The sequence below is a fragment of the Burkholderia sp. RF2-non_BP3 genome (assembly GCF_001522185.1).
GTDB classification, from domain to species: domain Bacteria; phylum Pseudomonadota; class Gammaproteobacteria; order Burkholderiales; family Burkholderiaceae; genus Burkholderia; species Burkholderia diffusa.
This window is the reverse complement of the sequence record NZ_LOSU01000066.1, coordinates 72,193-88,533: the sequence shown is the minus strand read 5'-3', so window position 1 is coordinate 88,533 and position 16,341 is coordinate 72,193. Positions and strand designations below refer to the sequence as shown.

Here is a 16,341-nt window from a genome sequence, read left to right as displayed (position 1 = left end):
CTCTGTTCGAATTGGGCTTCGGAGATTTCCATCTCCGAAGCATAACCTTAAATCAGCATAGTGTGAACACGCCCTAGGCAACTGGCGCGTGAGGAAACGCGGAAAAGAAACCTGACGCGGATCCGTACCAGTGGGATGTGCGCAGCAATGTGACTTTGGCGCCGGCAGTAGCCGGCATTCTTTTTTTCTTACCCGGTGGGGATACGTCCCCTCCGGGCCGTATTGCGCCGGGCCACATCACGAGGTGAATGATGGGCTCGTTTCGACTGGTGCTGGATGAGTTTGAAGTGATCGAGGTGCCGCCCAAGGTGGCCTCAGAGGGGGCAGCGGACCTTTCCGAAGGTCCGCGCTTCGACGTGATCGACCGGCTGCTCGAAGGCGACGATCGCTACATCCTCCGGGATGAAGCGTTCCAGCCGGCGGTCGATTTTTGCATGGCGTGGCTCGAAGAAAAAGAGAAGAGCCGAGCGCACTAAACCTGAAGACAAGCGACTTCCCTCGGGAAGTCGCTTTTTGTGCGCCCAGCATGGGCGCACTCCTGCGGGTGTAAGTCCCGCCGTAAGTTGGTCACAACGAACGAAGTGAAGCGCAACTGCATGAGGGTGACCGAGTGTGGGAAGGAAGCGTGGAGCGTAAATCGTGAGCCGATGGACAAGAACCGTATAGAAGGCATTGCTGAGCAGGGCGAGCGGGCAAAAGACCGCGAAGCTCTTGTGACCAAGGCGAGGCGATGTAAATACGGCGGTTGTGCGATGAAGGAGTGCGTTCTTACCTGGGGAGACCTTGCCTTACGTCTGAAAGGGCGACGGTGACGAGCCGGAGCAAGGAGTCAGCAGAGGCCATAGTAGCCACTAGCTAGGGCGAAAGGCCGAACGAGTAGGAGAGTGATCGGTCATGTCGTTCGAACGAGCAAGGCATCAGAAGTCCGGGGAACCGGAGCGAATCGAGGAGAGGCGAGGTGAAGCTTCGCCGGACGCGGGGCGCGATGAAGCACGTGCGGCACGGCGAGAATCCGAAAGCTCAGGACGGGAGGAACTGCTAGTGCAGGCCCTCTCGACCACGAACATGGTGTTGGCATGGAAACGTGTCAAAGCCAATCGTGGCAGTGCAGGGGTTGATGGAAGGACGATTACCGAAACGGCGAAATACCTGAAGACGCACTGGCCGCGGATTCGGAAGGAAATACAAGACGGAAGCTACCGGCCTCAGGCCGTGCGGCGCGTCGAGATTCCGAAGCCCGATGGTGGAGTGCGAGAACTGGGGATTCCGACGGTGACGGATCGTCTGATTCAGCAAGCCCTTCTGCAAGTCCTGCAACCGTTGATGGATCCCGGCTTCTCCGAACACAGCTACGGCTTCCGGCCGGGCCGTCGAGCGCGTGACGCGGTGCTGATGGCACAAAGTCACGTGCGGGACGGGTACGACGTAGTCGTCGATGTGGATCTGGAAAAGTTCTTCGATCGAGTCAATCACGACGTTCTGATGGAACGGCTATCAAGGCGAATCGAGGATAAAGCCGTCCTTCGGTTGATCCGTCGATACCTCACGGCCGGGGTCATGGACGACGGGATTACCAAGGAGCGATTCGAGGGCACGCCGCAAGGCGGCCCGCTATCGCCCCTCTTGGCGAACGTGTTGCTGGACGAGGTGGATCGAGAGTTGGAGCGGCGCGGGCATCGGTTCGTGCGCTATGCCGACGACTGCAATATTTACGTACGCAGTCGGCGCGCGGGGGAACGCGTACTGGATGGATTACGCTGCCTCTACTCTGCTCTACGCTTGAAGGTCAACGAGTCCAAAACGGCGGTCGCACCAGCGACGGGCCGAAAGTTCTTGGGGTACGAGTTGTGGCGTGACCCAAGTGGCCAGGTCAAATGTGCGGTTTCGTTAAAGGCGCAAGCAGCCTTCAAGCAGCGTATCCGGGAGATCACGCGTCGGTCTGGCGGCAGCAGCATGCCGTCCGTGGTGGAGCGACTACGGCAATACGTACCGGGGTGGAAGGCGTACTTCCAACTGGCACAAACACCGAAGGTGTTCCGCCGACTGGACGAATGGATCAGACACCGGCTGCGTGCACTGCAGCTCAAGCACTGGCGTCGGGGCACAACAGTCTATAGAGAACTACTAGCGCTGGGCGCGTCGGAATCGGCGGCGCGGAAGGCCGCTGGTCATAGCCGCCGATGGTGGCACACCAGCGGGCGGGCGCTGCACCTCGTACTCTCCACTGGTTACTTCGACCGTCTCGGCGTACCCCGACTCTCATAGCCTCAACTACTCGAACCGCCCGGTGCGGACCCGCACGCCGGGTGGTGTGGGAGGGGAACGGTCAGGCTTCTGACCGCCCCTATCCCGATTTTTGCTTAGTCACCCACGATAACCAGGACGAGAAGGAGGATGAGCCTGAATACTCGCCACGCCCCGGCGGCCCAAAACGTGCCGATCGCGCCAACAAGAAGAAACAGACTGGCGATGTCGCCCGCGCCGTGGTTGTGCATGAAAGCGCCGGCCATGAAGATCAGCGAGTACACCAAGACCAGAACGAAGCGGCGCAGGACAAACGGGAGGGCCCGGAATCCACGGATGATAGTGGATGCGGTGCCGGCGACGGCGTTCATTGCTCGTCCTTGGCATTGGCCATATGGGCGTGCCATGCCTCGACGCAGTATTCGGCAGCAATCGCGGCGGCCGCCACAGCCAGCCAAAAGTAGGGGGATGCGAGCTTGTGAATCAGTTCACCGTTGCGAATCCACTCGATCAGTTCCAGCATCTTCTTCTCCTTATCTATCGGTGCAAGACGTGGCGCACGTTTTGAACACCTACCTCGTACAGCAATTCTCTCAGGTCTATACAAAAAGCAAGCCGCGAAAAAACCGACCGATGGGCTGTCACGCCCATACCCCGAGCTGATCGTGAAGCGAGTCGGCGAAGCCGGCGCCGTCAAGGCTCCCATCGCCAACGCTGAGTACCTGAAACGCGTCGCTCTCGTCGGCGCCAGTCGCGCGCGCTTGCGTAGCCTTGGGTGATGCGGGCGCGACGAGCGGCGCGGCCACTGCAGGCGTTACGACGAGCGCCTGCCCGGTCAATTCGTGACGAAGCGCTGATTCGGCCAACGCTTTGAGGACGGCGGCCCGGCGACGGGCCGACGGACACGCGCTCAACCGCTCGAACAGCAGCGGCGACACGAGCTCGTTGATCGTGATGGTCATCTCGATCTTGTCGCTCATGCCCCCTCCTTACCGGCGTTCGCGAGCGACGCTCGATTCCCCGACCAGCAGGAACCCCCGAACGTTCGCGAGGCACGGCGCGTCGATCACCTCGATGACGACCCGCGGGAACGCTTGTCGGATGACGGACGCGTAGAGTGCCGCGCCTCCGCCGGACAGGATGATCGATCGAACGTTCGCCAGACGGCCGACGTTGTTTTGCATTTCCTTCACGACGCCCGAAATCAACGGCTGCGCTTTCTCGAGATAGGGCGCCAGGTCGATGTCGTTCCCGTAGAAGAAGAACGGCGTCTGCTCGCGCAGTGCTTTGTCGATCCGCTCGATGTCCTCGACCGCGTCGCCTTGGTCGCGTGCGATCAGCTGGGCGATGCGCTGATAGATCTGAGATGCGCCGCCCGGCATACCACCGCTGCGCTTGTCGTCCATCGCGAAGCCGCTCGCGTACACCCAGTCGGTCGTGAAGTAACCGACGTCGACGACGAGATGTTCAACGTCGCGGCCAAACCCGCCTTTCCGGTTGCTGGAGGCGAGGACGAGCGAGCCGAGCGGCTGCGGGATCACCATCACCTTGTCGATCTTCACGCGGCCCGCGCCGAAATCCAGCGTGCCGGTGAACCGTTCCATCAACGCACCTGCGTACTTTTTCAGGTTGTGAACCGGCAGGCCGAGCACCAGGCGTTCGACATGGGTTACGCCGGAAAAGTGGATCGCGCCGAGGAGCAACGCGGCATAGTTGTTCGTGAGAATGTAGTCGTCCGCCAGCGCGCGTCCGGTATTGCCGTATGCGGCAGTCAGGGAAACGTCCGGGCCGACCTCGTACTCGACTTGGTCGATCACGATGGTGGCCACCTTGCGGGTGGTCAGCACGCTGTCTCCGTAGCCGGCGATCGAACGGCTCGCCGCAAGCGGCGCGAGCGACGGAAACATTCCGGAGGCCACGGCGTTGTTCGCGGCACGGTGTGCGTATTTCGTATTGCCGTAGCCGACGTCGATAGCAAAGACTGCAGTTTTCAAGGGCGACTCCTTTGGTCACTGGTTCATGGAAGGCAAGTGCAACGTCGAACCCGGAGTCGAACTTCGGCACGGCCACTGCACCAAAGTCCTAGATAAAGTCGGACATTGAAAACGGGCCGTTACCGAAGTCGGACATAAAGTGGGAGATTGCAATGGCGAGCCCTTGAATCTCCCGGATAAAGTCCGAGATTGCGTGATCCAGTCTATCGAGCGGTACGCAAAGTCAAGTTTTGGAAAGCGGCGCACTTCCCGCCAGCTTTCGCGCGGCCGAGCGTGACAAAACCGCCTATTCTGGGCATCACCTACCGCGTCATCGACGCATCGAAACCGAGCGCAAAGCGCTCACACCCCTCCTTCCGGCCCGCTTTGGGCCTCCAACGCAGTGAAACGTCCGGGCCGCACATTGACGCGGCCTTTTTCTGAAGCAAATCAAGTACACAGTGGTCCACCTTGAGGACCCCTGGACAGTGCGATATCCATACGATCGGCGGCGGTTTGCCGCAATGGGACGCAATGAGGACATGTGGACACCGGACACCGGACAGTCCACGCAACCTCGATTGCGTCTACTCACGCCCTTTCAGCGAACGAGCTGGGTGCGTTCAGGAAGCCCGATACACCGCGGCGGACATGAACGTGCTTGGGGGCGGGGGAAGTCTTGCGAACCGGAGAGACCGGCGTCGCGATTCCCTGATTGGAAGAACGAACGGTAGGCGCAGCCGTAACCAAAATGCGCAACAGGAATTGCCCGGCACATAGCTCGGCGCCGGCGACCGCGAGGATCGTCGACGCCGAGACGCGCAAGCGTCAGGCTGGCAGGGTAGCCACGAAGCTGATCTGGGCGGAGTCACTCCGCGCAGCGCGTCCGGAGAGCGGGTGCGAAATGGTCGGCGACGGTTTGCGCGGAGCGCGGACTACGTCGGTCATGGCAGCAGGATGGACAGTCGGATTGCATGCTCTTCCCATGCAGCGGGCTGATCGGATGGAATCGCTAAAGGACAGGAAGCAGCAAGCCCGCGCCGGCGGATACCGGCGGAGCCACTCGCGCGAGCGAGGGCGAGAGAAGTAGCCGTTGTTGCGCCAGGTAGGGGCGGGCAACGGGCGGCAAAGGTGAACGTCTATGGGTTCGCAGCGAGCAATCCAGATCGACCCGCGCCGACTGACGTGGGGAGCGATTGCGCGGAGCGGGCACCGTTGGCTGACCGAAGATTTGCCGCGTCAGTGGAATCGGCGGGACACGGGCGAATCAGCGCCGATCGGTTCTTGACCGCGAAGGCGCGCATCGTAGGATGGGTTCGCGAATGGGAATCGGCGTTGGCCCCGTAGATCGAGGCCGACGGTCTCGCGGAGCGCGATCGGTGGGCGGTCATTGCGGAGGAATGCGTTGGCCGCGCAGGATCGATAGGTTAAAAGAAGTGGCGGGAGTGTTCCGCCAGATGTGAGCGGCGCCGGCCGCAAGGAGTAAGTGTATGGCTGCGATCCTCAACGTTCGGGCTGTTGTGGGCCGCTATCGACTGTCGCCGGAATTTCGCGATGCGCTGCTGGTGCTCTTCGATCAGCACGTCGCAGAGATCCACAGCACGACGCGGATCAGCAAGCGTGCGTTATCGATCAAGACGCAGGAATATCGCGCGACGGCGATCTGCAAGGCATTCGTCGAACTGCGCGAGGGTGGCTTCGCCCTTCAGACGCCGTGGTCCTTGAAGACCAAGCACATCGAGTACCTGGTCGACCAATGGGTCAAGGCTGAACAGTCCGGCGGCACGATCGAGAACAAGCTCACCTACTTGCGAGCGCTTGCGCAGTGGCTGGGCAAGGCGAACCTCGTCGGCACGCTCGGCGATTACGTCGATCGCCGTGAGGCGGGCCTCGAGCGCAGCTATGTGGCGACCGAGGATAAGTCGTGGGTGGCGAACGGGGTGGACGCGGTCGCGAAGATCGCAGAGATCGCGCAGACGTGTCCGTACACCGCCGTGCAGCTCAAACTGCAGGCAGCGTTCGGGCTGCGTGTCGAGGAGAGCTTCATGCTGCGCCCGGTAGAAGCGGTTCGGGATCCGCATATGCTTGCGGTGACTCGCGGAACCAAGGGTGGGCGGCCGCGGGAGGTGCCGATTGAGCGGAAGATCGCGATCCTAGAAGAAGCGGCCCGCCTGAGCAACGGTGTCACCGGGTCCACAATTCCCGTCGGCCGGACGTTGAAGCAGTGGCGCGACTGGTACTACTACGTGCTCGGCAAGCATGGCGTGACGAAAAGCGGCATCGGCGTGACGAGTCACGGACTGCGTCACGAGTATCTGCAGACGCTCTACGAGCAGGTGGCCGAGGTGCCGGCACCGATCAAGGGTTCGTCGTCGCGGCCCGATCCTGCCGCGCATGACGAGGCAAAGCGGCGGGTGGCCGAGGCTGCCGGGCATAGCCGGGTGTCGAAGGCGAATGCCTACCTGTCGACCTTCACCCGGCAGGCCGAGTTGAAGAATGCGTTGCCGACCGTCGATGAGGCGAAGGCTGCGCTCGAGGCGGCCAGTGGGAACAAGACCCATGCTGCTGGTGCGTTGGGCATTTCGCGCCAAGCGTTGTACAGAATTCTTGGGCCGCGATTGGGGAGCGCGGCTTGAGCGAATACGACTGCGGCGGCGCTACGCGTGAATCCCAGCGCAATGATCGGGATGCCAGAATGGACCTGAAAATCGGAGGTGATACGGGGATCGCGTCGAGCCACTGCTCGATAAACTGAGTGTGTCTCTCAGGTTCTGGCACTGGCCCTCGGAAATCGCTAGAATCATCGTTAAGCCGGCGCAAGCCGGCTTTTTTTTGATTCTTCGTGGATTTCCGTGGTCGTCGCTTGCCGACCCACAAGCGACCTTCGGACTTCTCCAAAGCAGCCTTTCGGCGTCGCTATATGCATGCGTCCGACAAGACGCTGTGTCTCGGCCACGAAGCTTCCTTTGATAAATTCAGTCTGGCTGATCTCCGAGGATCTCAGGAACAAGCGAGTTGCTGGCAACGAATGCCGCTCACGGGTTCTGCCTGCCCGGAACGTAGCGATGCGGTCAGGGCGCGGTCAGAGAGCGCGCATACCCTAAACCTCGCGTCATAGAAGGTGGGGCCAGCGTTAAGCGTGCGCAGCATCTCTGATAGAACAAAAGCAGATGACACAGCGCCGACGAACGGAACCGCGACTGACTTGCCTGCGACCAGAACGCGACCGCATTCGTCCGGCGCAAGCGCGCCGTAGCCCTGGTTCGCCTCCGCCCGGCGACGCGCCCGTTCTTCCCTTTCCCGGCGCGCCTGCGCGTTCTCAAGTGGCCACAAGTCAGCCGCAGGCCGCCGGTTCGGCCACGTATGCACAGCTACGGAGTCGAAAGTTCCGACTTCGCCGCCCAAGCCCGAATCGAAGATCAACGGAAAGCCCGCTTGGGTTAACCACTGACGCGCCTCGTTGTCGTCGAATCCCGACAGCGCAATCACGGGCTCACGATCACTTCGACGATAATTCCCATCTACGAACCGCTCAATCAGCCGGGTATCGAATCCGCGCTTCAAAAGCCATTCCGACACCACACGGGTCTTGGGGTGTCCGAGCGTGTCGCTATTCAATAGAGCGCCCGTTTCCAGATTCGGCGATTCGACCTGGTCGTCGTCGCATAGATAGATTCTTGAGCCTTTGGTGGTAGAAAACGGCAGACATGCCAGTGCCCAAAGGTAGGCTTGTCCAAGGTGGCCCAACCCAAAGCAGGAAAGCTCCACCGGGGCTTCGTCAATGGCGCCCCCAATCGAGTCGGACGAATCAATCGGCAGGTCCGGTCGCCACAACGAAAATCCGATGGCGCGGCGTGCAGCCGCTACGCTAATACGCGCGAACGAAGCAAACACCTCGCCCAACGCCACGGCTGCAGCGGCAAGCGGTGCCAGCGCACACCATGGACGCTCAGGAAGCCGCGCGACCTGCGCCGCAGGTCCGACACTCACTTTCCAGCCATCAAAGGTAATGCGCAGGGAAAGCCTTCGCGGGTCCGCATCACCCAGCAGGATGTGAACCCGGTCGGGATCGACGCCGTCAAGGTGACGCTGCCCACCGAGTTCCTCCAGCGCGTTCCCCAGCGTCGGCTGCAAGCTGACGCGCACGAGTGTCCGTGCCGCCCATACGCTGTCCGGCGCGATCACCTGCACCGGAGCAGCAAAGCACTTTACGGCGAGATTTACCACCGTAAGGAGCGCCACCTGCTTTGCATGGGAATTTGCAACGTCGGTGCCGACTACGATTTGCAATCGGCGAGCCGCACGTGCGATCCGGGATTCTTTCGGTGCGGTCCCGTCACGGTCAAGCCAGATTTTGTCGATACGGGACAAATTGCCTGGAAGCTCCGATATTTCGATCATTGCATCACCACAAGGAGAGACGCACGGGGACATTCGCGTCCCCTTCGTCGAAAGACCGCCACTGGCGCTTCCCGAGAAAGCGGTGAATGCCCACCCTCGAAAGCGACCATAACGACGTGTCGCCGAAGCTCGGCAGGATCAAGGCGACGTGCCCGGCGATCGGGATCATCGGGTTGGCCTTGTCTACCGAGCTCTGCCGGACATCCGGAGTCGGGTGCGTATGCACGTCAGCTAGCACATGCAGCCCGCGCCTGTTGCAGACTTCCCACAAAGAGGAGAAGCCCGTCCGATGGAACTCGACGATCCCGTGACTCAGCGCCCTGGGGTCCAGATCGTCATAGCAAATGAAATCGACGACCTGGCGCTTGGGGGCATTCTGCCGACCGAGGAGAAACGCTCCGGATTCCCGTCGGCCGCGGCTACGTGAAGCGAGCTGGCGCACCAGCCGACGCCACAGCATGAGCGGGATTTCGATCTGGTCGCTATTGGCCAAGATAGTCCCCGCAGTTGAGCCAACGATAGACGAGCGTGATGAAATCAGTCAGCTTCACGGTCGGATTCCATGCATCCTTCGTCCAGGGGTGTCCCGGAATCGCGAGCCGGTCGTAATGGTGATAGAAACCACGACCAGGCGCGGCCCATCCGGCGACCTTGAACACTGACGCAACGGTAGAACCGGATCGGCCTTTGGGCCATTTTTCAGGAGCGAGGAAGGTGCCCGTGCCCGGATCCCAAAAACCGCCCGTGCTGGCTTGGCTGCCGTATTGGTCAACATTCCATCGCACCAGCCACTGATCCGGGCTGTTGGGTCGAATCCCTGCCGTGATCCATGTATCGACGTAAGGCCAGACAAGTCCTGACACCGGCGTTGCGAGCGCCCAGCGGCCCCCCGCAACACCAGCGCGAAAACGCCCCCCCGTCAGTTCCGCCTCAAGCAGCCGCTGCGCGTTCGTCGACATGGTCAGCCCTGCGGATTGACTTCTTTGACTAGGTTGAACTCGAGCGCATGCTGCCCGGGACGCAGAAGTTCGCCAAGGTGCTGGTCGATCCGCGGAATTTCCTTGGACGGCTCCAGTTCCAGCACCAGTTCTGCACCATCGGCGTCGTCGATATGAAAGCGCTTCTTGGCCCACACCGTGACGGTTTCAATCGTCGCGGCGGGAGAAAAGTGGCGCTTGGGCTTCTGGCCGTTGTAATTCACCATCACCGTGACGCTGCGTGCCGCCTTCGTGTGAATGTGCCGCTTCTCAGGCAGCAGGAGTGCCAGCACGGTCAAACTCACGTCGGCCGGCGCGTGAGTGTCGCACTCGCCATCTACGTCGGTACGCGCCTCCTCGGTCTCTCCTACGAAAACGAACTCGCCATCTCCGGGCAGCGCGTTGTGGCGCGCGAGCACGTCCTTCAGCAGCTCGTCGCCTGCCGCCTCGATTACCTGCGGGTCCCCGCAGCCGTGCAAAAACAGTTCAAATAATTGGGGTTCCATCGAGCACCTCACGCAAAAACATGGTTGCGATCGTGCGAGGGGCATGGCAGACTTGTTGTCCAGACAAACAACCTCGCCTCGTTTTATGCGCAGACGCGGCATATTGGAGCAAGTGCATCCGTTGTCTGGCTAGACAACAGCCTGACAGAACTTTTTACTGCTGTCAAGCAGAGGACGCGGTGCGTCCGTATTTGCCTGCTCATGGGCCACTGGGCGTGGCTCGACCGCGATGACGACTGCGAGCTACCGTCTGTCGCTTGTGAATATTGATTTCGGAGAAACCTGATGCCCCAGACCGGCCTAGGCGCAGCGCTGCGAGCGCTGCGTGAACGCCGAACGCTCTCACAGCGCGAATTAAGCGAACTCAGCGATGTGGATAACGCCTACATCAATCGCCTTGAGAGCGGCGAGAAAACCAACCCGACGCCCGACACTTTGGCCAAGCTGATACGCGCGCTGAAAGCGCCAGAACGCGATGCTGCGATGGTCAAGTGGCTCGCGGATCATGCGGACGCGTCGGTGGAATTGGTCAAATATGTGCTTGACCACGCGGAGATTCCGGTGGACTACTTCATCTCCGCCGCGGGAATGCGATTTCGAGGCGACGCTCGACCCACTCCTGAAAAACTCATCGAACGGGTCAAGCGTCTTTACGAAGCCGAAGACGACGAGGAGTAGGCCGTGGATGATCAGGATGTTCAGCGCATCGCGCGCGACTGGATTTCAGACCTGGATCTATCGAACATCCGAAACGATCTCACGCCATACATCAAGAAGGCCAACGCCCGATTGCATGTGGAGGACTTGGGCTCGGGACAATCGGGCACTACCGTCACCATCAGGGGCAAGACACACATCACCGTCAACTCAGGCGAACCCGATGAGCGGCAACGGTTTACGATTTGCCATGAGATTGCACACATCGTACTTGGCCTTCCTTCCCGGCACGAACTTGTTCCGCAATGGGGATATGTCAAGCGCGACCAGAATGAAGTCTTTTGCGACACCTTCGCCGCAGAACTGCTCATGCCCTGGCAGCAGTTCCAGACGATCATTCGGGACATCGACGAACCGAGCCTCGCCGCCATACAACAATTAGCTCAGGAGTTCAAAACATCGTATCCCGCGGCCTGCTCGCGCTTCGCCCAGTTTGCACCACTCCCCTGTGCATTCGTGACAATGGAGTCAGGGCGCATACGCTACGCCGCACGCTCGACGACATTGCGTCAGATGGGTGCGAAGATTCCATCGAAGTCACCTATCCCCGATGCCTCCGTTGCAGCGCGGCTGCGCGCCTTGGAAAAAAACGGTACGGAACAAGGCACCGTGGAGCAGGACATATGGTTCGACGATTGGGAAGTCGGGCTCGATCTCACTGAACTCGCCAGGCACTATGCGAAAACGGATACCACCGTGTCATTGATTTGGTTTTCTGAGGAAGACGCGCCTAGAGTCGAAGTCGACAGATTCGGCAGTCGCATCATCGAGGACGAAGGCCTGTCCGAACTGACGGGTGAGCTTTCGTTTTCCAAGCGGAGCAGACGCAGATGATCGTCGATTTCTGACGGCGATCGGTCCTCCAGTTTTCACGTCCTCTCGTAGCCTGGGCGATGCGCACCGCAAAGCCGTGCTGGGCACGAATGCGAAGCCCGAATTCTGGTCCGAGTTTCCCGTCGTTGGGATACTCGTAGGAAATTGTCATCATTATTCGCGACCGTGTCGACCGTCTGCTCCTGGCCGATGACGGACAACGCCACATCATTCAAGTTTGGTCGGGCAGCGCCTCACCCCAAATCCTGATGACAGACGAAAACTGGCCCGGGTTGCTAGCTTCGACCTTGATCGCTTTGGGGATAAAGCTCGCCCCTTGGTATTCCGGTGTCGCCGAATATCTAGTGACCTTGCCCGCAGCTGCCATTGGGGCGATAACGTTGCGGTCCATAGATTGCTTCAGGGCCACAATATCGACCGGTACGTAAACGACGTTTGCACCAAAATCCGGGCCGCCGAACTCGCTGGGCATCAGCAACACTTTCCCAAGTGCTCCGCTTTTGTAGAGCGCTTCCGCTTTCTCGAGAGAGTCGACATCTGAAAAATCTGGACCAGTCGGCTTCGTCTTGCTCTTGAGCCAATCAAAAATCACTGTTTCCTCCTAATGCTGGATGGCCGGTTTTGGCGAACGCCGACGTTCCTCGCCGGCGTTCCCCCCGGAAATCCACGAAGAGCCTTTTTTGTTCACTGCGGGCGCCGCCGAACACTGCGAACGACTACGTCGAGAACTGGTCTGATGTGCTTCGCGAGCTTCGGATGCGCATGGAGGAATCGCGCGAGCGGTGGCGATACCTGGTAGTACGTCCGGATCGCCCATCGGCCCGGCTTCGTGGTCCGGAGCACGTTGTCCCGGAATCCGCGAAGAGCAAGAACTTCCGGTGCGTCGTAGTCGCCGTAGACGGCGGAAGCGATGAAGCACATACCGAACCGTTTGAATGTGGCTGCGCAATACGGACAAACGGAGCGCTCTGGCCGCCCCCGATGCGTGATGATCCGCGGGACCATCTTCTTCTCGCATGCAATGCATTCGACGCGATCGTCGCGATGTTGCGAGGCGGAGGGTCGCGATTGCTTTTCAAGGATACGCACTTTGGCCGCGCGTGGACCCCGATTGTTTGAAGTGGCATCGAACTCGACGATGTCACCGTCGCGTGGCGCCTCGGCACCGAGGACGTCGCTGACGTGAAAGAAATAGTCGGTGGCTGCTTCCCCGTGGATAAAGCCGTGGCCCTTATCCTTCGAGAACCACTTTATGGTTCCTCGCATGGTTCTGGTTTTGTAGTTGGTTGGTCGAGTTCGTAATGATATCCGTCCGGCGCCTGGTCGCCCGACGTGTTGTGGCGTTCACCAGCTACCACCGATCTCGGTCGGGCATGGCGTCCACCGCGATCGCGATCCGATCTTCAAACAGAAAATCTCGATGCTCGCTCGGCGAGTGGATTTTCGGGAACTGGACATAGTCCTGGCCGTCGACTTCGATCCACTTCGCCAACTGGACGAGTTTTCGATATCGTGCTGCGTCTTCGAGTACCGGTGCGATCGGCCACGTATCGAAGGTGACGACGGTCGCGTCGACAATGCGCTGCGCCAACATCTTGAAGATCGGACCAATCTCGTTCCAGTCTCCATCTACGCGGGACAGCATGTCGAGAACCAGCTGCGTATCGCAGGCGCCGAGCTCTCTCTCGATCAGCCTTCGCAGGTCCTCATCCGTTGCCTTCGGTCGATTCAAGCGCTGGTTCCATGTTTCGGCGCAGCGGTCTTTCGCGGCCGCTTCGTCGTCGCCGATCGTTTCCCACTGCGTCGACATGCCGCAACCTGTGCAATAGATGCAGACCAATGGTTCGGTCAGCGGAGCCTCGGGCGGGCGGGGAAGTACGTCACCGATGTTCGGGGGGCCGCCGAAACGGCCGAACTGGCTGAAATCGAATCGGCGATTCTCGTCGCACTCGACGAGTCGTTGGGATCGGCCGACGGTCGGCCGGCCGCCACAGTGCTCACATGGATAGAGCTGTTCGATCATTTGTCGGAAGGTTGTAAGTTTCTCGTCGCCGGCATTATTGCTGTTTTTGCATGCCGGCAAAACCGAGAAAAGCGCGAATATTCCTTCCGGTAATTCCTTACTCGTCTGAATTAATCGCGTGAAGCCCGTAGTTCCGCAACGCGAATAAGGGACAGGAGCGAGTCGGTGGACGTGTTGGATGTGTCGCTTGATTCGGAGGATGCGACGACGATCTGGCCGGAATCGGTAGGAAATACTCGTCGCGCGGATTGAAGATCGTCGACGAACCAGAAATGCCATACCCGCGCGTAATGCCACCAGGTGCCGGCGCGTTCCAGTTCGTCCCACGACGCGCGGAACTCGAGGATGGCGCCGAAGCTCGTGAAGACTGCGCACCGCAGTCCGCGAGCGTCGGTCACCGCGACGGCGAGCTGTCGGCCGCCGGAGAACGAGTCGGGTTGGCGACATGCCATTGAGAGGGCAGGAAACTGCGCACTCCACTGATCGGTGCGGGAGACCGCGTGATGGAGAAACAGCGACTTACCGTGCATAGGAGGCATCCAGGTTGAGAAGATGCCTTCATCTTGCCGGCGGCGCGGCGAAGTCAAGGCCCGGTGCTTCGTCGGGCAATGGGGGGGAACCGGAGGTCGGCCAGCTGAGACCTGTCGATATCCCACTCCACAGCTTGGATTCCGCGCGATATGCGAAGACGTTGTTTTCCCGCTTGCGAGTCTCGTACTCGGTCAAGCCATTCATCCCGTAGACCTCGATGTGGGTCGGCTCCGCAGTGTCCGTTAGGACGAAGTCCGGCAGCATGTCGGCGCCCTCGTCGAGCCGGATCGGCTTGACGAAGCTGCGGCCTTCGACAACGAGCCGATTTGCCATAGCGACTTCGTGGATGGAATCGCATGTGATGTACGTGGACGAGCAAAGCATTGCTGCGAGCTCGACTACAACGTGATGCCCCTTCGGCGTACGCTCGATCACGAGAATCGCGACAACTCGGGCGCTCCCGTCGCCGAGGGCGCGCATCGCGTGGCCGTATCGCTTTTCGGCGAACGCGATCAGCTCGGCATTGCAGTAGTACCGCTTTGCGCTCTGTCGCAATGTGATCGAGCGCCCGAAAGGGGGCACGCCAATTTCTGAGATCTCGCCGATGACCAGGCCGCGATGGTTCGTGCCGTCGCGCTGGACAACGCGTGCGAGAAAAGCGTCGAACTCGGCGTTGATCGCGTTGCGATCCGCTTCCTGGAACCTGCGCATGACGTGCAGGACCTTCTCTGCGGGTTCGCCGTTGATCACGGCGTCGCTGACTTCGGCGAGGACACGCGCATTGCAGACGCCCCAATTCCGCGCGCGTTCAACACCGGACCAGCGATTGAGCCCGGCGACTTGCCAGAGCGTCTGCAGGAAGCCGAGGAGCGGCGCCGAGCGGCGCGAGGTCGTGGGTGCACCGGCTTGCCGTGGGCCCTTTGATACCGCACCGACGGTGCGCTGTGTGAGGGCGACGTCGAGCTTCGCGCGCAAGCCCGCTGCGGTGGCCACGATGCCTGGCAGGGCCTTTCCGGATTCGCTGCTCCCGTCACTCGGATCCTTGTGGAACGAACAAGACAGGCGGTCGTGCAACGGTCCCTCATCTGGCCACCCGGCAAGATGGAACAGGCTCCCGTATCGGCGGATCTGGAGGCGCAGCGGCGAGGCCGCGCCGCGGCATAGGCATTGCGCGTACCCCGGACTGATCTTCGCGCGCTCGAGCGGGCGGACGAATGCGGCGGGTTTTTCCTGGACGTCGTCGAGTGGAACAGCGACGCCCGCAAAGGAGACGCGGCTCATCGTGCGCCCTCGTTGTTTGCGATTGGTAGCGGTGTCTTCAGCGGGCCCTTGTATTCACGGCCCGTCTCCTTCTCCGTGAGGAACCACTCGCCGGTCGAAAGACGGGTTATGTGGCAAAACGGGAACCGCTGTTCCATGACCATTTTCTCGTTGGCGTCTCGCTGTTCCCGCCAACGATCGAGCTGCCGTCTCAGTGCCGAGAAAGCCCAGGACGCGGCGAGGAGGGCCACCGTCGCGCAACCGACGACTATTCGACTATCGTGGCTAAGCCTTGTCAAGACAGCGACCAGGGTGACGATCATCAGCAGACTGGGAATGATCAGGTCCATGTTGAGTGGGTTAGAGGTTTCGGCGTATGGGGGTGCGCGACGCGTGGCACGGCGGCCGGTCAAATGCGGTGACGCGTCAGCCGGCCCAAGGAGCACTTACCCGGTTGGTAGGGTGGGAGCGAGGGACGCGCGCACCTCAACCATGCAGCCGGTGGGCACTGGAGATGCCTGAGAAAGCGCACCTGTTTGCTGGAGCTTTTCGCCTTACCCCGCTCAACCGGTTGCGCGGCCCAGGTTCTGCTTAAAAAGTGAGCATCGAGCTGCGAGCGCCGCTAGGCTAGGGCGGCGGCGACTTATCCACAAGCTTGTGCAGCGTAATTGTGGATATCTCGGCTGCTCGGCCACCTGGGCGAAAGCGTGCCCGAACCTGACGGCATTTCGGGCCCCCAGTTCTGGTACCGCGCTTTACCATCCGTTCCAACCACCGCGTCTACGACGCATCGACCTACGGCCGCGCGCGGCCCATCTACTGCACCCCTACGGGATCACTCCCGTCGGGCGTGCTCTCCCGTCATCAATCTGGAG

19 protein-coding genes are annotated in these 16,341 nt (G+C 60.6%); 5 read left to right on the top strand and 14 right to left on the bottom strand.

Going from position 1 to position 16,341, the window contains the following annotated elements; genetic code table 11:
- Positions 1 to 248: 248 nt before the first annotated feature.
- Together WS45_RS29760 and ltrA are read left to right on the top strand one after the other, a co-directional pair.
- On the top strand, positions 249 to 476 hold the full coding sequence (locus tag WS45_RS29760; protein WP_244139199.1) for a hypothetical protein: 228 nt from the start codon (positions 249 to 251) through the stop codon (positions 474 to 476).
- Between the two features lie 418 nt (positions 477 to 894).
- Positions 895 to 2,265, top strand: coding sequence for a group II intron reverse transcriptase/maturase (gene ltrA, locus WS45_RS29755; RefSeq protein ID WP_059703051.1), 1,371 nt, complete (start codon positions 895 to 897; stop codon positions 2,263 to 2,265).
- Between the two features lie 95 nt (positions 2,266 to 2,360).
- Here the strand turns inward: ltrA and WS45_RS29750 are convergent, their stop codons facing one another.
- The 4 genes from WS45_RS29750 to WS45_RS29740 form a co-directional block, all read right to left on the bottom strand.
- A complete protein-coding gene (locus WS45_RS29750; protein ID WP_059703049.1) occupies positions 2,361 to 2,615 on the bottom strand; it encodes a hypothetical protein in 255 nt (84 codons plus the stop codon).
- Entirely contained in the window at positions 2,612 to 2,767 is a 156-nt protein-coding gene (locus tag WS45_RS35835) for a hypothetical protein (protein WP_168799608.1), read from the bottom strand. The genes WS45_RS29750 and WS45_RS35835 overlap by 4 nt, the downstream gene beginning before the upstream one ends.
- 118 nt (positions 2,768 to 2,885) lie before the next feature.
- Entirely contained in the window at positions 2,886 to 3,224 is a 339-nt protein-coding gene (locus WS45_RS29745) for a hypothetical protein (protein WP_059703047.1), read from the bottom strand.
- Positions 3,225 to 3,233: 9 nt separating this feature from the next.
- Complete coding sequence (locus tag WS45_RS29740; RefSeq protein WP_059703045.1) at positions 3,234 to 4,238, bottom strand: PRTRC system protein D; 1,005 nt, start codon at positions 4,236 to 4,238, stop codon at positions 3,234 to 3,236.
- 1,469 nt (positions 4,239 to 5,707) lie between these two features.
- Between WS45_RS29740 and WS45_RS29735 the strand changes: the two genes are divergently transcribed.
- Positions 5,708 to 6,853: an integrase domain-containing protein gene (locus WS45_RS29735; protein ID WP_059703044.1), complete on the top strand. Its 1,146-nt coding sequence runs from the start codon at positions 5,708 to 5,710 to the stop codon at positions 6,851 to 6,853.
- Positions 6,854 to 7,217: 364 nt separating this feature from the next.
- Here WS45_RS29735 and WS45_RS29730 read toward each other — a convergent pair whose 3' ends face one another.
- From WS45_RS29730 to WS45_RS29720, 4 genes are read right to left on the bottom strand one after another with little or no spacing between them, the layout of a single operon-like run.
- On the bottom strand, positions 7,218 to 8,618 hold the full coding sequence (locus tag WS45_RS29730) for a ThiF family adenylyltransferase (protein ID WP_179950413.1): 1,401 nt from the start codon (positions 8,616 to 8,618) through the stop codon (positions 7,218 to 7,220).
- 4 nt (positions 8,619 to 8,622) lie between these two features.
- On the bottom strand, positions 8,623 to 9,111 hold the full coding sequence (locus WS45_RS29725) for a Mov34/MPN/PAD-1 family protein (protein WP_059703040.1): 489 nt from the start codon (positions 9,109 to 9,111) through the stop codon (positions 8,623 to 8,625).
- Positions 9,101 to 9,577, bottom strand: a complete 477-nt coding sequence (locus WS45_RS35505; RefSeq protein WP_156437342.1) for a DUF7665 family protein — start codon at positions 9,575 to 9,577, stop codon at positions 9,101 to 9,103. The genes WS45_RS29725 and WS45_RS35505 overlap by 11 nt, the downstream gene beginning before the upstream one ends.
- Positions 9,578 to 9,579: 2 nt before the next feature.
- Positions 9,580 to 10,101 carry a hypothetical protein gene (locus tag WS45_RS29720; RefSeq protein ID WP_059703038.1) on the bottom strand — a complete coding sequence of 174 codons (522 nt, stop codon included), beginning with the start codon at positions 10,099 to 10,101 and terminating at the stop codon, positions 9,580 to 9,582.
- A 285-nt stretch (positions 10,102 to 10,386) separates the two neighbouring features.
- Here WS45_RS29720 and WS45_RS29715 point away from each other — a divergent pair, with 285 nt between their 5' ends.
- Positions 10,387 to 10,779 (top strand): helix-turn-helix domain-containing protein, encoded by a 393-nt coding sequence (locus WS45_RS29715; RefSeq protein WP_006752917.1) that lies wholly within the window; start codon positions 10,387 to 10,389, stop codon positions 10,777 to 10,779.
- Between the two features lie 3 nt (positions 10,780 to 10,782).
- On the top strand, positions 10,783 to 11,652 hold the full coding sequence (locus tag WS45_RS29710; protein ID WP_059703036.1) for an ImmA/IrrE family metallo-endopeptidase: 870 nt from the start codon (positions 10,783 to 10,785) through the stop codon (positions 11,650 to 11,652).
- 211 nt (positions 11,653 to 11,863) lie between these two features.
- On the opposite strand, the gene WS45_RS29705 is transcribed toward WS45_RS29710, so the two are convergent.
- The 6 genes from WS45_RS29705 to WS45_RS35500 all read right to left on the bottom strand — a co-directional run bounded on the left by WS45_RS29705 (position 11,864) and on the right by WS45_RS35500 (position 15,816).
- A complete protein-coding gene (locus WS45_RS29705) occupies positions 11,864 to 12,244 on the bottom strand; it encodes a hypothetical protein (protein ID WP_059703034.1) in 381 nt (126 codons plus the stop codon).
- A 92-nt stretch (positions 12,245 to 12,336) separates the two neighbouring features.
- Positions 12,337 to 12,918: a cold shock domain-containing protein gene (locus WS45_RS29700; protein ID WP_059703032.1), complete on the bottom strand. Its 582-nt coding sequence runs from the start codon at positions 12,916 to 12,918 to the stop codon at positions 12,337 to 12,339.
- A gap of 85 nt (positions 12,919 to 13,003) precedes the next feature.
- Entirely contained in the window at positions 13,004 to 13,675 is a 672-nt protein-coding gene (locus WS45_RS29695) for a Lar family restriction alleviation protein (RefSeq protein WP_059703031.1), read from the bottom strand.
- Between the two features lie 110 nt (positions 13,676 to 13,785).
- Positions 13,786 to 14,205, bottom strand: a complete 420-nt coding sequence (locus tag WS45_RS29690; RefSeq protein ID WP_059703029.1) for a hypothetical protein — start codon at positions 14,203 to 14,205, stop codon at positions 13,786 to 13,788.
- A gap of 28 nt (positions 14,206 to 14,233) precedes the next feature.
- Positions 14,234 to 15,487, bottom strand: a complete 1,254-nt coding sequence (locus tag WS45_RS29685; protein ID WP_257140688.1) for a DUF1173 domain-containing protein — start codon at positions 15,485 to 15,487, stop codon at positions 14,234 to 14,236.
- On the bottom strand, positions 15,484 to 15,816 hold the full coding sequence (locus tag WS45_RS35500; protein WP_059703027.1) for a hypothetical protein: 333 nt from the start codon (positions 15,814 to 15,816) through the stop codon (positions 15,484 to 15,486). The genes WS45_RS29685 and WS45_RS35500 overlap by 4 nt, the downstream gene beginning before the upstream one ends.
- Between the last annotated feature and the right edge of the window lie 525 nt (positions 15,817 to 16,341).